The organism is Pseudomonas sp., from assembly GCF_035554175.1.
GTDB lineage: Bacteria > Pseudomonadota > Gammaproteobacteria > Pseudomonadales > Pseudomonadaceae > Aquipseudomonas.
In genome coordinates this window covers 64146-77478 of record NZ_DATMIV010000010.1, presented here as the reverse complement: position 1 = coordinate 77478, position 13333 = coordinate 64146, and the positions used below count along the sequence as shown (strand labels likewise).

The window sequence follows — 13333 nt, the reverse complement described above, 5'->3', positions numbered from 1 at the left end:
CGCTCATCTCACGATGGGCGGCGTTTTTTATTGCTTTGCAGGGTTAGGCTTGAACCACCGGGATCTTGGCGTTCGCAGCAGCCTCACGGAACTCGGCGATCTGGTCGAAGGACAGGTAGCGGTAGACATCGGCCGCCATGCTGTCGATCTTGCCGGCGTATTCCATGTACTCCTCGACGGTCGGCAGGCGACCCAGGATCGATGCGACGGACGCCAGCTCAGCCGAAGCCAGGTAGACGTTTGCGCCGTCGCCCAGACGGTTCGGGAAGTTACGGGTCGAAGTCGACACCACGGTGCTGTTCGGCTCAACGCGTGCCTGGTTACCCATGCACAGCGAGCAGCCTGGCATTTCCATGCGTGCGCCAGCCTTGCCGTAAATGCCGTAGTAGCCTTCTTCGGTCAGTTGGTGAGCGTCCATCTTGGTCGGCGGCGACAGCCACAGACGGGTTGGCAGCTGACCCTTGACCTGATCCAGCAGCTTACCGGCAGCGCGGAAGTGACCGATGTTGGTCATGCACGAACCGATGAACACTTCGTCGATCTTCTCGCCAGCAACGCTGGACAGCAGACGGGCGTCGTCCGGGTCGTTCGGCGCGCAGAGTACAGGCTCGCTGATGTCGGCCAGATCGATTTCAATGACTTCGGCGTATTCGGCGTCGGCATCGGCTTCCATCAGCTCAGGGTTCGCAATCCAGGCTTCCATCGCTTGCGCACGACGTTCCAGGGTGCGCGCATCGCCGTAGCCTTCGCCGATCATCCAGCGCAGCAGGGTGATGTTGGACTGCAGGTACTCGGTGATCGACTCTTTCGACAGCTTGATGGTGCAACCGGCAGCCGAACGTTCGGCCGAGGCGTCGGACAGTTCGAACGCCTGCTCCAGGGTCAGTCCTTCCAGACCTTCGATTTCCAGGATGCGGCCGGAGAAGGCGTTTTTCTTGCCTTTCTTCTCGACGGTCAGCAGACCGTTCTGGATGGCGAAGTACGGAATGGCATGAACCAGGTCACGCAGGGTGATGCCAGGTTTCATCTTGCCTTTGAAGCGCACCAGGATCGATTCCGGCATGTCCAGCGGCATGACGCCGGTGGCTGCGGCGAACGCGACCAGACCGGAACCGGCCGGGAACGAGATGCCCATCGGGAAACGGGTGTGCGAGTCACCACCGGTACCCACGGTGTCCGGCAGCAGCATGCGGTTCAGCCACGAGTGGATGATGCCGTCGCCCGGACGCAGGGAAACGCCGCCGCGGGTCATGATGAAGTCAGGCAGGGTGTGGTGGGTGGTTACGTCGATCGGCTTGGGATAGGCCGCGGTGTGGCAGAACGACTGCATCACCAGATCAGCGGAGAAGCCCAGGCACGCCAGGTCTTTCAGTTCGTCACGGGTCATGGGACCGGTGGTGTCCTGAGAACCTACGGTGGTCATCTTCGGTTCGCAGTAGGTGCCAGGACGGACGCCTTTGCCTTCCGGCAGACCGCACGCCTTGCCGACCATTTTCTGCGCCAGGGTGAAGCCCTTGGTGCTTTCAGCCGGGGCTTCCGGCTTCTTGAACAGGTCGAACGCTGGCAGACCCAGTTCGGCGCGAGCCTTCTCGGTCAGGCCACGGCCGATGATCAGCGGAATACGACCGCCGGCACGAACTTCGTCCAGCAGCACAGGGGTCTTCATTTCGAAGGTGGTGATGACTTCGTCGGTACCGTGTTTGCAGACCTTGCCGGCGTGCGGGTACAGGTCGATCACGTCGCCCATGTTCATGTTCGATACGTCGAACTCGATCGGCAGGGCGCCGGCATCTTCCATGGTGTTGTAGAAGATCGGAGCGATTTTGCTGCCGAAGCAGAAACCGCCAGCGCGCTTGTTCGGCACGTAAGGGATGTCGTCGCCGAAGAACCACAGCACCGAGTTGGTCGCCGATTTACGCGAGGAACCGGTACCGACCACGTCACCGACGTAGGCGATCGGGAAGCCCTGGCCGCGCATTTCTTCGATCTGCTTCATCGGGCCGGTCTTGCCTTGCTCGTCCGGAACGATGCCGTCACGGGCCATTTTCAGCATGGCCAAAGCGTGCAGCGGAATGTCCGGACGCGACCAGGCGTCTGGTGCAGGCGACAGGTCGTCGGTGTTGGTTTCGCCGGTGACCTTGAACACGCGCAGGCTGATCTTGTCGGCCAGAACAGGGCGCTTCTTGAACCACTCGCCGTCAGCCCAGGATTGCAGCACGGCTTTGGCGTGAACGTTGCCGTTCTTGGCTTTTTCAGCGACGTCGTGAAAGGCGTCGAACATCAGCAGGGTGTGCTTGAGTTCTTCGGCGGCCACTGGCGCCAGCTCGGCGTCGTCCAGCAGTTCAACGAGTGTGACGATGTTGTAGCCGCCCTGCATGGTGCCGAGCAGTTCGACAGCGCGTTTCTTGTCCAGCAGAGGGGAGGTGACTTCGCCCTTGGCCAGGGCAGACAGGAAGCCGGCCTTGACGTAGGCGGCTTCGTCCACTCCAGGCGGTACGCGATTGGTGATCAGGTCAACGAGGAAAGCTTCTTCGCCAGCCGGAGGGTTCTTCAGCAGCTCGACCAGGCCTGCTGTTTGTTCGGCGTTAAGCGGCTGGGGAACGATACCCAGGGCTGCACGCTCTTCGATATGTTTGCGGTAGGCTTCAAGCACAGTTATTACCCTCATCAGTGGTCCCAAATGGGTGTCCGGGACGCTCGTCGCGAAATGCTCGTACTCATGCGCTGCGTGGCGTTGTGGGCCGCTTAGCCAGAATTACCGACCATTCCTTACAGAAGCTGCTTTCAAAGTTTTACGCCTGCAGAACGGGGAGCTGATGAGGGTTGGCGTTGGGCTTTTCCCCGCTGGAAAAACCCTTCGCCAACACCGCTCTGAAGGAACGACTGTGCTCGTGACGCTTTGAAAACAGCTTCTAACGGACATTGGCGCCTTAAAAGGCTGGCTGATTCTACGGCAAAAAAAATTTAAAGGTAAGTCGCGCTCTATTGGACTTTCGTGGCAATCAGGGGGACGCAGCGAACCTGCGGCCCCTGGTTAACCCCTGACGTTTGAGGGGTGATCAATGCTCGACAAAGGGCTAACATGCCGGCCTGTTCCGCGTTTCAGTGTTCTGCCCATTTATGCCCAATCAGACCATCAAGACCCCGTGCGTCGGCCTCTGCTCTACCGTTTACGGTGATCTGGTGTGCCGTGGCTGCAAGCGTTTCCACCACGAAGTGATCCATTGGAACGGGTACAACGAGGCGGAAAAACGCGCGGTCTGGCTGCGTCTGGAGCAATTGCTGTCACAAGTGATGGCGAGCAAGGTCGAGATCTTCGACCCGGCGCGCCTGCGCGAACAGCTGGAACAGCGCAAGATCCGTTTCGTGCCGCATCAATCGGAATATTGCTGGGCCTATCAACTGATTGCCCGGGGCGCGCGGGTGATCATTAATCTGGAAGCGTACGGGATGGTGTTGCTGCCGGAGTTCCGCGACTGGTACCTGCCGGAGTTGCGCGATGCCATTGATCGGGAATTCTTCCTGCTGTCAGAAGCGCATTATCAGCGCTACATCGCCCCAGGTTTCCTCAAAGACGCCTTTGGCGGCTGAACAGCGAAAGATCGCAGCCTTCGGCAGCTCCTGCATGGGAATGCGCACTACTTGTAGGAGCTGCCGAAGGCTGCGATCTTTCGCGCTTAATGTTTCACCGCCAACTCCAGCAGATGATCCTCAACTTCCTGCGGCTTGAGCACCAGTACATCGCTTTCCAGCGCGTCCAGCACCGCCTCCGCCGTGTTACCGATCAGCGCGCCTGACAATCCACTCCTGGCCACAGTGCCAATCACTGTCACCGCCGCCTGCAGTTTGTGCGCCATGAATGGAATCAGCACATCAGCCGGGCCTTCTTCGATGTGCAGATGTTCGTCATCAACATCGAACTCGGCCTGAAACGCCCGGCACTGCTCGCGGTATTTGGCTTCTATGGTCGATTTGAGCTGAAAGGTCGGGTCGGCCGCCGACAGCATCGGCGACGGATGCGCGGTGATCACATGCAGATGCGCCTTGGCCAGGCTGGCAATGTCGTAACCGTGATCGATGATTGTGCTGTGCAAATGCCGATGTTCACCGTCGGTATTGCCGACATCGACCGCCGCGAGAATCACTCTGTCTTTCCACGAACCGGCGGTTTTCACCAGCAGTACCGGGGCAGGGCAGTGGCGCAGCAGTTTCCAGTCGGCCGGGGTCAGCAGGGCTTTTTTCAGCGAACTGTCGGGGAAATGTTGTTTGATCACCAGACCGCAGCCTTCGGCCTGCTGCACATCGATGATGGTCTCATGCAGGCTCTCGTTCCACGCCTGTTCGGTGGTCACGCTGTACCCTTCGGCGAGCAATGCAGCCTTGAGCACGCTGAGCAGGCCGGCATGGTCATGCTTCTTGTCGCACACCAACAGATGCAGATGGGCCTGGGTGACGCCGGCGATCAGCTTGGCGCGCTTGAGCGCCAGGCTTTGCGCGTGTTCAGGTTCGATGACCACCAGAATGCTGCGAATGGCTTGCATGAGCGGAGTCTCCAGCGAAGAAAAGGCACGGCGTTGCACAACTATAGTTGCTGCCCGAATGTCTGCGACTTGACGCATATCAACAGCCGCCGCTGGTGGTCTGCGGGCAGGCCGGTATAATCGGCGCCCTTCGCTCGAACACCTTTTACCGTGAGCCCCATGATCCTTCCCGAAATCCACGAATTCCTCGGCTGCCGTACGCCCGATGCCTGGGTCCAGGCGGCACTGGCCAATCAGGAAACCCTGCTGATCGACCACAAGAACTGCGAGTTCAAGGCCGCCAGCACCGCGCTGAGCCTGATTGCCAAGTATCACGCCCACGTCGACCTGATCAACATGATGTCGCGTCTGGCCCGGGAAGAACTGGTGCACCACGAACAGGTCATGCGCATCATGAAACGGCGCAAGGTCGAGCTGCGTCAGCTGCACGCCGGCCGTTACGCCTCGGGCCTGCGCAAAGTGGTGCGCAGCCACGAGCCGGTGAAGCTGGTCGATACGCTGGTGGTCGGCGCGTTCATCGAAGCGCGCAGTTGCGAACGCTTCGAAGCGCTGGTGCCGCATCTGGACGAAGAACTGGGCAAGTTCTACTTCGGCCTGCTGAAAAGCGAGGCACGGCATTTTCAGGGCTACCTGAAACTGGCGTATCAGTACGGGGATGCGAAGGATGTCGCGCAGGTGATCGAGCGCGTGCGTGCTGCCGAGCAAGAGCTTATCGAATCGCCGGACGAGGAATTCCGCTTCCACAGCGGTGTTCCGGTTGCCGCGTAATCGGGTAGGAGCTGCCGCAGGCTGCGATCTTTTGATTGTTAAAAACAGGATCAAAAGATCGCAGCCTTCGGCAGCTCCTGCACAAAACGGACATCGTTGTTTGATTGTTAAAAACTCTTAAGAGTATGAAACATCACCGCAAACCGGCCCGCGTGGCCGGTTTTTGCTGTCTGGCGTCATCGCCTGACCGATGATTGCCCGCATAATATCGGCCCTTCCACGTTTGGCTTGGCAACGGTCGTTATGGATAACCTGGGTTTTGGCAAAGTCCTGCTGGTCGAGGACGATGAACGTCTCGCCGCGCTGATTGCGCACTTTCTTGAACAACACGGCTACGAGGTGCGCACGGTGCATCGTGGCGATCTGGCGGTGGCCGTGTTTCTCGAGTTCAAGCCGAAAGTGGTCGTGCTGGATCTGATGTTGCCGGGGCAGAGCGGGCTGCAGGTGTGTCGCGAAATTCGCAGCGTGTCGGACACACCGATCGTGATCCTCACCGCCAAGGAAGACGATCTCGATCACATCCTCGGCCTGGAATCCGGTGCCGATGATTATGTGATCAAACCGATCAAGCCGCCGGTATTGCTCGCGCGGCTGCGGGCGCTGCAACGGCGGCAGATGCCGGACACCAGCGTGGTCAGCTTTCTCGAGTTTGGCAACTTGGGCATTGATCGCAGTTGCCGTGAAGTGCGGCTGGCCGGTGAGGTTATCGAGCTGACCACCATGGAATTCGAACTGCTCTGGTTGCTGGCCAGCGCGGCGGGCAAGATTCTCTCGCGCGATGACATTCTCAATCGCATGCGTGGCATCGCCTTCGACGGGCTCAACCGCAGCGTTGACGTCTACATCAGCAAATTGCGCAACAAACTCAAGGACAACCCCCGCGAGCCGGTGTGCATCAAGACCGTGTGGGGCAAGGGCTATCTGTTCAATCCGTTCGCGTGGGAACTATAGATGCTGCGCTTGTTTCTTGGTCTGTTTCTGGTGATGACGGTGGGGCTGGTGCTGGCGTTGCAGACTGTCGAGCACACCTTCAATGCGCTGCTCGACAGCCAGATGCAGGATTACAACCGTGAGGCGGTGCGCGGCCAGGCATGGTCGCTGGTCGATCATCTGCAAGGCCGACAAGGTGCGGAGCGAGAGCAGAAACTCGATGCATTGCGACCGCACTATGGCCTGTCGCTGAGTCTGGTGGAGGCCGATCAACTGGCCCTGACCTCCCAGGAAAAAGCCGAGCTGGCGCAGAACCTGTTGGTGATCCGCGACGACTACACGCAGTTCATCAGCAACATCGACGGCGGTTCGCAGTTGCTCAGCATCAAGCTGCCGCTGGAGCCGAGTCTGATGCCGTTCTACATTACGGCTGCGTACGTGATGCTGGCCGTGCTGATCGGCATCGTGCTGTTCTTTTGGGTGCGCCCGCACTGGCGCGATCTGGAAAAGCTGCGCCTGGCCGCCGAACGTTTTGGCGCTAACGATCTGTCGGTGCGCATTCAGTTGTCGCGGCGCTCGAACATCCGCGACCTGGCCGGGCACTTCAACCTGATGGCGGCGCGTATCGAGGGTTTGATCGCCAATCAGCGCGAGCTGACCAACGCCGTGTCCCACGAATTGCGCACGCCGATTGCGCGGCTGTCGTTCGAGCTCGATCAGCTCAAGCAACAACCTGATGCGAGCCAGAACCGCGAGCTGATCGCTGACATGTACGCCGACCTCGGTGAGCTGGAAGAAATGGTCTCTGAGCTGCTGACCTACGCCAGCCTCGAACACGGCGCGACGGTGATCAAGCGGGAAAATATCCAGGCAGCAGACTGGCTCGACAGCGTCGTCGGCAGCGTGGCGCTGGAGGCCGAAGCGGCGGGGGTGCAGTTATCGATTGCGGACTGCCAGGTCGACACCTTGCGCATAGAACCGCGCTTCATGGCGCGGGCGGTGATCAACCTGCTGCGCAACGCCATTCGCTATGCCGAACAGCGCGTCGAGGTGTCGCTGGTGCGTAACGGCGACGACTACGAGGTGCGGGTCAGCGACGACGGGCCGGGCGTGCCGTTGCAAGGTCGGGAGAAAATCTTCGAACCGTTCTCGCGACTGGATGCCAGCCGTGATCGGCGTACCGGTGGTTTTGGCCTGGGACTGGCGCTGGTGCGGCGGGTGTCGCAGTCCCATGGCGGGCAGGTTGAGGTTGGCGATTCGGTTTGGGGTGGGGCGTTGTTCAGGATGACCTGGGCGCATCTGGAATGAATGATGTGCCTGAGCCTGCCCCTTGTAGGAGTGAGCCTGCTCGCGATAGCGGTCGGTCATTCGATAATGAGTGAACTGACACAACGCCATCGCGAGCAGGCTCACTCCTACAGGGGCCGGTGTTCAGCGGGTCACACCGAGTCGCTCATGCCACTGTGCAATCGATTCTTCCGGGTATTCATCAAACTGCTGATCCTTCGGCTTCGCCTCGACCTCAACCCACGGCGCTTTTGACCCAAGCATCAGGTGCGTGCGTTCCGGCGGCACCGGCAGCGGCGTATCGATGGCCGAGGCGAATGGATGGATCAGCTCCGGCCACTCGGGGCTGAACAGCCACAGAGCGCTGCCGCACAGTGAGCAGAAGTGCCGCTCGGCGCTGCTGCGATGGGCGCGCTTTGCGCCTTCCTCCTTCATCTTCGCGTGATAAATGCTGATGTGTTTGCGCCCGCGTACCTTGAGGCTCGTCGCGTCGCCACCCAGGTTGATCGCGTAACCGCCGCCGCCTTGGGTCTTGCGGCAGATCGAGCAGTAGCAGCGTTGATAAGGGTAGGGGTGGGCGCTGTCGAGGCTGAACGTGACCTCGCCGCAATGGCAGGAGCCTTCGAGGTGCATGGTGTTCTCCGGTGTTTGAAAGATGCGTTTGAGCCTAGAACATTTCGGCTAACGCTTGCCGGTGTGATGCGACCGGCGGGCGCAGCGTCTAGCCCCAGTGTCCCCGCAATCCCATGGGGCGAGACTTCGGAACTTGGCATGCAAGCGCTGTTGAACGAGATCCTTGACGCGGTCCGGCCCCTGATCGGGCAGGGCAAGGTTGCTGACTATATTCCCGCCCTCGGCACGGTAGCGGCCAATCAACTGGGCATCGCCGTGTACGGCAATGACGGCGAGATGCATTGTGCTGGCGATGCCGAAACACCGTTCTCGGTGCAGAGTATTTCCAAGGTGTTCAGCCTGGTGCAGGCCATTGACCATTCCGGCGAAGCGATTTGGCAGCGGCTCGGTCATGAGCCCTCTGGCCAGCCATTCAATTCGCTGGTGCAACTGGAGTTCGAGCGTGGGCGCCCGCGCAACCCCTTCATCAACGCCGGGGCACTGGTGATTTGTGACATCAACCAGTCGCGCTTCGCCGCGCCAACATTATCGATGCGTGATTTTGTCAGGCGGCTGTCCGGCAATCCACAGATCATGATCGACGGCAAGGTCGCCGACTCCGAATACCAGCACCGTGCGCGCAATGCGGCGATGGCTTATCTGATGCAATCGTTCGGCAATTTCCACAACGATGTCGAAGCCGTGTTGCGCAGCTATTTCAGCCACTGTGCGTTGCGGATGAATTGCATCGACCTCGCCCGGGCGTTCTGCTTTCTGGCCAATGACGGCTTCTGCAAACACAGCGGCGAGCAGATTCTGACGCGCCGTCAGACCCAGCAGGTCAACTCGATCATGGCCACCAGCGGTTTGTATGACGAGGCCGGCAATTTCGCCTACCGCGTAGGTCTGCCGGGCAAGAGCGGGGTCGGTGGCGGGATCGTTGCGGTGGTGCCGGGGCAATTTACCGTGTGCGTGTGGTCGCCGGAACTGAACGCGGCTGGCAACTCCCTGGCGGGGATGGCGGCGCTGGAACTGCTCAGCTCGCGGATTGGCTGGTCGGTGTTCTGAAGCCAAACCACGATTCCCATTGAGGGAGCGAGCCTGCTCGCGAAGAGGCCGGTACATTCGGCATCGATGTCGTCTGACCGGACACTTTCGCGAGCAGGCTCGCTCCCACAGGGTGCAGTGTTGCTTTGCAGGATCGTGTTCTATACATTTTCCGGCCGCCCTCTGCATGGTGAATCCGCTTAATGTCTCTTGCGCTCGAACGTCTTGTCGCTGGCACGCCGATCCCTTTCGCTGGTAACCGCGTCACCGTGGTCAGCCCCGAACTGGCCGCGCGGTTTCAGCCCGGTGACCATTTGCTGGTCGAGCAGGTCAGCGGCGAGTTGTTGCTGATCCCCGTGGCGGATCAACAGGCCGCGTCGGTGGCGATTGAGCGTGCGGCGGCGGCATTCAGCGGGTTGTCGGCGGTGTCCGATGAAGCCATCAGCCAGTTCTTCGATCTGTTCGCCCTGCGCCTGGAAGATCCCGAATGCTGGGCGCGCATCAACGCCGCCAACCTTGCCGACATCGAGCGGGCCAAGGCGCGCGGTCGCTCGACCACGCGGCTGCTCGCCGATGAACGCATGCGCCGCGACATGATCGCCGGCCTGCGCGCCTGGCGTGATGCGCCGCCCACGCGGGGCATGGTGATCAGCAGCGTCGAGCATGACGGCTGGAAGGTCGAGCAGGTGGTTTCGCCGCTGGGCATCGTTGCATTTGTCTTCGAAGGCCGGCCCAACGTGTTTGCCGACGCTGCCGGTGTGTTGCGCACCGGCAACACCGCTGTACTGCGCATCGGCAGTGATGCGTTGGGCACCGCGCAAGCCATCGTCACTCACGCCTTGAATCCGGCGCTGGCCGAAGCGGGCCTGCCGACAGGCGCGGTGTCGTTGGTGGAAAGTGTCAATCATGCCGCCGGTTGGGCGATGTTTGCCGATCGGCGTCTGTCATTGGCCGTGGCTCGCGGCTCGGGCCGGGCAGTCAGTCAGTTGGGCAGCATCGCCCAGCAGGCCGGCACCGCCGTCAGCCTGCATGGCACCGGCGGCGCTTGGCTGATCGCCGACCGTGACGCCGACGCCACGCGCTTTGCCGCAGTGGTGCGCAACTCGCTGGACCGCAAAGTCTGCAATACCTTGAACGTCTGCCTGATTCAGCGTGAACGCGCCGCCGAGCTGGTGCCGCTGTTCCTTGCTGCGTTGAAAGACGCCGGTACTGCGCGTGGGCAGGGCTGCAAGTTGCATATCGTCGAGGGCAGTGAAAGTGGCCTGCCGAGTGAATGGCAGAACGCAACCGTGCAGGTTTATCGGGCCGAGGGCTACCGGACCGAAGCGCTGGCCGAACCGTTGCCCGAGTCGGATCTGGGCCGCGAGTGGGAGTGGGAAGAAACCCCGGAAGTCAGCCTGATGATCATCGACGATCTGGATCAGGCGATTGCGCTGTTCAACCGCTACAGTCCACAGTTCACGGTGTCGTTGATCAGTGAGGACGCGGCTGCTCAGGAGCGCTTCTATAACGCGGTGAATGCGCCGTTCGTAGGCAATGGCATTACCCGTTGGGTCGATGGGCAATACGCGCTGAACAAGCCGGAGCTGGGCCTTTCGAACTGGGAGAGCGGAAGGCTGTTTGCGCGCAGTGCGATTCTGTCCGGCGATGGCGTGTTTACCGTGCGTAGCCGGATGAGTCAGGTTGATCTCGCGGTGAAACGCTGACGTAACCCGGACCGCACCGTGTAGGAGCTGCCGAAGGCTGCGATCTTTTGATGTTTGTAAATCAAGATCAAAAGATCGCAGCCTTCGGCAGCTCCTACAGGGAACGGGTCAAGCGACGTGGGTTATTTGTGCGCTGATCGCGCAAGTCTCAGGTTGTTCGGCCAGCGGCACAAAGGTGCGGCGATCCGAAGACAACGCGTCGATCGAGCCGGTCTCGATGTCGTACACCCAGCCATGCAGATTCAACCGGCCTTGCTCCTGGGCCAGGCGCACACTCGGATGGGTCTGAATATTCGCCAGTTGCGCGATCACGTTCTCGCGCACCATCGAACTCAACCTGGCCGCGGCGCTGCCATGCGAGCGCGCTTCGTTCATCACTTTTGCCGACTCGGCATGCTGCAGCCAGCCTCTGACGGCAGGCAGGTGATCCATGCATGTGCACTGGGCAATCGCGGTCATCGCGCCGCAATCGGAGTGCCCGCAAATCACGATATCGGTCACACCCAGCACCGCCACCGCATATTCCACGGTCGCCGACACCCCGCCTGGGTGCGGGCTGTAGGACGGCACGATATTACCGGCGTTACGGATCACGAACAGCTCGCCGGGTTCTTGCTGGGTCAGCAGTTCCGGCACGACACGGCTGTCGGAGCAAGTGATGAACAGCGTGCCGGGTTGTTGCGTGGTCGCCAGATGTTTGAACAGTTCGCTGCGTTGCGGGAAGGCTTCGTTCTGGAATTTCAGGAAGCCGTCGATCAGGGCTTTCATGGGGGTTTCCTCTTGAGCGGAAATCGAATGGCCCGCACGCAATGCGCGGGCCGGACACGTCAGAACGGACGCAGCGGCAGGAACTTGCCGTCGAGGGTGACCACGGCGCGGGATCCGCCTTCCGGGTCTTCGATTTTCTTGATGTCCAGTTTGAAGTTGATCGCGCTGATGATGCCGTCACCGAACTGCTCGTGGACCAGCGCCTTGAGCGTGGTGCCGTAGATCTGGATCATTTCGTAAAAACGGTAGATGGTCGGGTCGGTCGGTACGCCGCTGAGGCTGCCGCGCAGAGGAATGATCTGCAGGGCGGCGATGTCATCAGCGCTCAGTTCCAGCTTGTCGCCGACTATTTGCGCGGCGTTTTCCGGCAGCGGATGTTGACCGAGCAGAGCGGCGGTAACGTACGCCAGGCTGAGGCCGGTGCCGTCGGCGAGATCCTGCCACGACAGATCTTTCTTCGCCTTGGCATCGAGCATGCGGGTGGTCAGGGCCAGGCTGCTGTCGTTGTAGGCGTGGGACTGTTGCATGGTGTCACTCCTTTCAAGGTTGGCTTGCTGTGTGGGAGCCATCTTGCGCTGGGCGATCCATAGCGTCCAAGACCGATATACAATGCTACGCATAAGTCCTGCCTATGGATGATGTTCCCATGCTATTGCGACATTTGCGTTATTTACTCGCCGTTGCCGATCACGGCGGCTTCACTCGCGCGGCTGAAGCGCTGCATGTGTCGCAGCCGACTTTGTCGCAGCAGATTCGGCAACTGGAGGACACTCTTGGCGTGAGCCTGTTCGATCGCACGTCACGCACGGTCAGACCAACGGATGCCGGCCAGGCTTACATCGAGTGCGCGCGGCGTGTGCTGGTAGAGCTGGAGGCGGGACAGCGCGCACTGCACGACGTGAAGGATTTGTCGCGCGGGACGTTACGTCTGGCGATGACGCCGACGTTCATGGCCTATCTGGTCGGGCCGCTGATGCGCGACTACACCGCGCGGTTTCCCGGCATTCATCTGGAAATCTTCGAACTGTCGATGGACGACATCGAGGCGGGACTGGCGGATGACTCGCTGGACGTTGCGATCGCCTTTACCCCGGTGCGCAATGCCGAGATCGAATGCATCCCGGCGTTTACCGAGACGCTGGCGATCATGGTCGGACGCGAGCATCCGCTGTATGACGGCCGTGCGGTGTTGAAGCCGGAGGAGGTTGCTGCGTTGGACTTCGCCTTGCTGGCGCCGGATTTCATCACGCGGTTATCGGTGGATGAGTATTTTCGCGAGCATGGGATTACGCCCAATGTGCGAATCGAAGTGAATTCAGTAAGTACGCTGCTGGAGGTTGTGCGCTCTTCACCGCTGGCGACTATGTTGCCGGAGGCGATTGCCAACGAAGGCCGAGCGTTGCGCCGGTTGCGGGTCGCAGGGGAAGCGCCGCAGCGGGGAGCGGCGTTGTTGCGGCGACAGACTAATTATCACAGTGCGGCGGCGCTGGCGTTTGTTGACCTTGTCCTGGAAACGCACATGGCATGAACAACGTCTGTGGGAGCGAGCCTGCTCGCGAATTCGGTGTGTCAGAGATTTATGCTTGCGATGAAGCACTGCATTCGCGAGCAGGCTCGCTGCCACAGGGTTATGTGCCGGATTCGGGATGTAAAAAGGGCCTGCTCCCAATCGGA

Annotated in this window: 12 protein-coding genes; 7 read left to right on the top strand and 5 right to left on the bottom strand. The window is 60.5% G+C overall.

Annotated features, from left to right (window positions below; all coding sequences use genetic code 11):
• Positions 1 to 43: 43 nt before the first annotated feature.
• A complete protein-coding gene (gene acnB / locus VNV36_RS03895) occupies positions 44 to 2653 on the bottom strand; it encodes a bifunctional aconitate hydratase 2/2-methylisocitrate dehydratase (protein ID WP_325716809.1) in 2610 nt (869 codons plus the stop codon).
• Positions 2654 to 3120: 467 nt separating this feature from the next.
• Here acnB and VNV36_RS03890 point away from each other — a divergent pair, with 467 nt between their 5' ends.
• A complete protein-coding gene (locus VNV36_RS03890) occupies positions 3121 to 3591 on the top strand; it encodes a DUF1289 domain-containing protein (RefSeq protein ID WP_325716416.1) in 471 nt (156 codons plus the stop codon).
• 86 nt (positions 3592 to 3677) lie between these two features.
• Here the strand turns inward: VNV36_RS03890 and uspL are convergent, their stop codons facing one another.
• The gene (gene uspL, locus VNV36_RS03885; RefSeq protein ID WP_325716414.1) at positions 3678 to 4541 is read right to left on the bottom strand and encodes a universal stress protein UspL; all 864 of its coding nucleotides are present in this window, start codon (positions 4539 to 4541) and stop codon (positions 3678 to 3680) included.
• Positions 4542 to 4700: 159 nt separating this feature from the next.
• Between uspL and VNV36_RS03880 the strand changes: the two genes are divergently transcribed.
• The 3 genes from VNV36_RS03880 (at position 4701) to VNV36_RS03870 (ending at position 7547) form a co-directional block, all read left to right on the top strand.
• Entirely contained in the window at positions 4701 to 5309 is a 609-nt protein-coding gene (locus VNV36_RS03880; RefSeq protein WP_325716412.1) for a MiaE family protein, read from the top strand.
• A 243-nt stretch (positions 5310 to 5552) separates the two neighbouring features.
• On the top strand, positions 5553 to 6260 hold the full coding sequence (locus tag VNV36_RS03875) for a response regulator (RefSeq protein WP_325716411.1): 708 nt from the start codon (positions 5553 to 5555) through the stop codon (positions 6258 to 6260).
• Entirely contained in the window at positions 6261 to 7547 is a 1287-nt protein-coding gene (locus VNV36_RS03870; RefSeq protein WP_325716409.1) for an ATP-binding protein, read from the top strand. It abuts the gene before it with no gap.
• 123 nt (positions 7548 to 7670) lie between these two features.
• Here VNV36_RS03870 and VNV36_RS03865 read toward each other — a convergent pair whose 3' ends face one another.
• Entirely contained in the window at positions 7671 to 8159 is a 489-nt protein-coding gene (locus tag VNV36_RS03865) for a GFA family protein (RefSeq protein ID WP_325716407.1), read from the bottom strand.
• Between the two features lie 138 nt (positions 8160 to 8297).
• Here VNV36_RS03865 and glsB point away from each other — a divergent pair, with 138 nt between their 5' ends.
• Both glsB and VNV36_RS03855 read left to right on the top strand, forming a co-directional pair.
• Positions 8298 to 9206 (top strand): glutaminase B, encoded by a 909-nt coding sequence (glsB, locus tag VNV36_RS03860; RefSeq protein ID WP_325716405.1) that lies wholly within the window; start codon positions 8298 to 8300, stop codon positions 9204 to 9206.
• A gap of 182 nt (positions 9207 to 9388) precedes the next feature.
• Complete coding sequence (locus VNV36_RS03855; RefSeq protein WP_325716403.1) at positions 9389 to 10891, top strand: aldehyde dehydrogenase family protein; 1503 nt, start codon at positions 9389 to 9391, stop codon at positions 10889 to 10891.
• Positions 10892 to 10999: 108 nt separating this feature from the next.
• Here the strand turns inward: VNV36_RS03855 and VNV36_RS03850 are convergent, their stop codons facing one another.
• Together VNV36_RS03850 and cynS are read right to left on the bottom strand one after the other, a co-directional pair.
• Complete coding sequence (locus VNV36_RS03850; RefSeq protein ID WP_325716401.1) at positions 11000 to 11659, bottom strand: carbonic anhydrase; 660 nt, start codon at positions 11657 to 11659, stop codon at positions 11000 to 11002.
• A gap of 59 nt (positions 11660 to 11718) precedes the next feature.
• A complete protein-coding gene (cynS, locus tag VNV36_RS03845; RefSeq protein ID WP_325716398.1) occupies positions 11719 to 12186 on the bottom strand; it encodes a cyanase in 468 nt (155 codons plus the stop codon).
• A 119-nt stretch (positions 12187 to 12305) separates the two neighbouring features.
• On the opposite strand from cynS, the gene cynR reads away from it, so the two are divergent.
• Positions 12306 to 13187: a transcriptional regulator CynR gene (cynR, locus tag VNV36_RS03840; RefSeq protein ID WP_325716396.1), complete on the top strand. Its 882-nt coding sequence runs from the start codon at positions 12306 to 12308 to the stop codon at positions 13185 to 13187.
• Positions 13188 to 13333 lie beyond the last annotated feature (146 nt).

Bases quoted from the DNA above. Each gene is read 5' to 3' on its own strand.
- VNV36_RS03890 (WP_325716416.1), top strand. From the start codon at position 3,121: ATGCCCAATCAGACCATCAAGACCCCGTGCGTCGGCCTCTGCTCTACC.
- uspL (WP_325716414.1), bottom strand. From the start codon at position 4,541: ATGCAAGCCATTCGCAGCATTCTGGTGGTCATCGAACCTGAACACGCG.
- VNV36_RS03880 (WP_325716412.1), top strand. From the start codon at position 4,701: ATGATCCTTCCCGAAATCCACGAATTCCTCGGCTGCCGTACGCCCGAT.
- VNV36_RS03875 (WP_325716411.1), top strand. From the start codon at position 5,553: ATGGATAACCTGGGTTTTGGCAAAGTCCTGCTGGTCGAGGACGATGAA.
- VNV36_RS03870 (WP_325716409.1), top strand. From the start codon at position 6,261: ATGCTGCGCTTGTTTCTTGGTCTGTTTCTGGTGATGACGGTGGGGCTG.
- VNV36_RS03865 (WP_325716407.1), bottom strand. From the start codon at position 8,159: ATGCACCTCGAAGGCTCCTGCCATTGCGGCGAGGTCACGTTCAGCCTC.
- glsB (WP_325716405.1), top strand. From the start codon at position 8,298: ATGCAAGCGCTGTTGAACGAGATCCTTGACGCGGTCCGGCCCCTGATC.
- VNV36_RS03855 (WP_325716403.1), top strand. From the start codon at position 9,389: ATGTCTCTTGCGCTCGAACGTCTTGTCGCTGGCACGCCGATCCCTTTC.
- VNV36_RS03850 (WP_325716401.1), bottom strand. From the start codon at position 11,659: ATGAAAGCCCTGATCGACGGCTTCCTGAAATTCCAGAACGAAGCCTTC.
- cynS (WP_325716398.1), bottom strand. From the start codon at position 12,186: ATGCAACAGTCCCACGCCTACAACGACAGCAGCCTGGCCCTGACCACC.
- cynR (WP_325716396.1), top strand. From the start codon at position 12,306: ATGCTATTGCGACATTTGCGTTATTTACTCGCCGTTGCCGATCACGGC.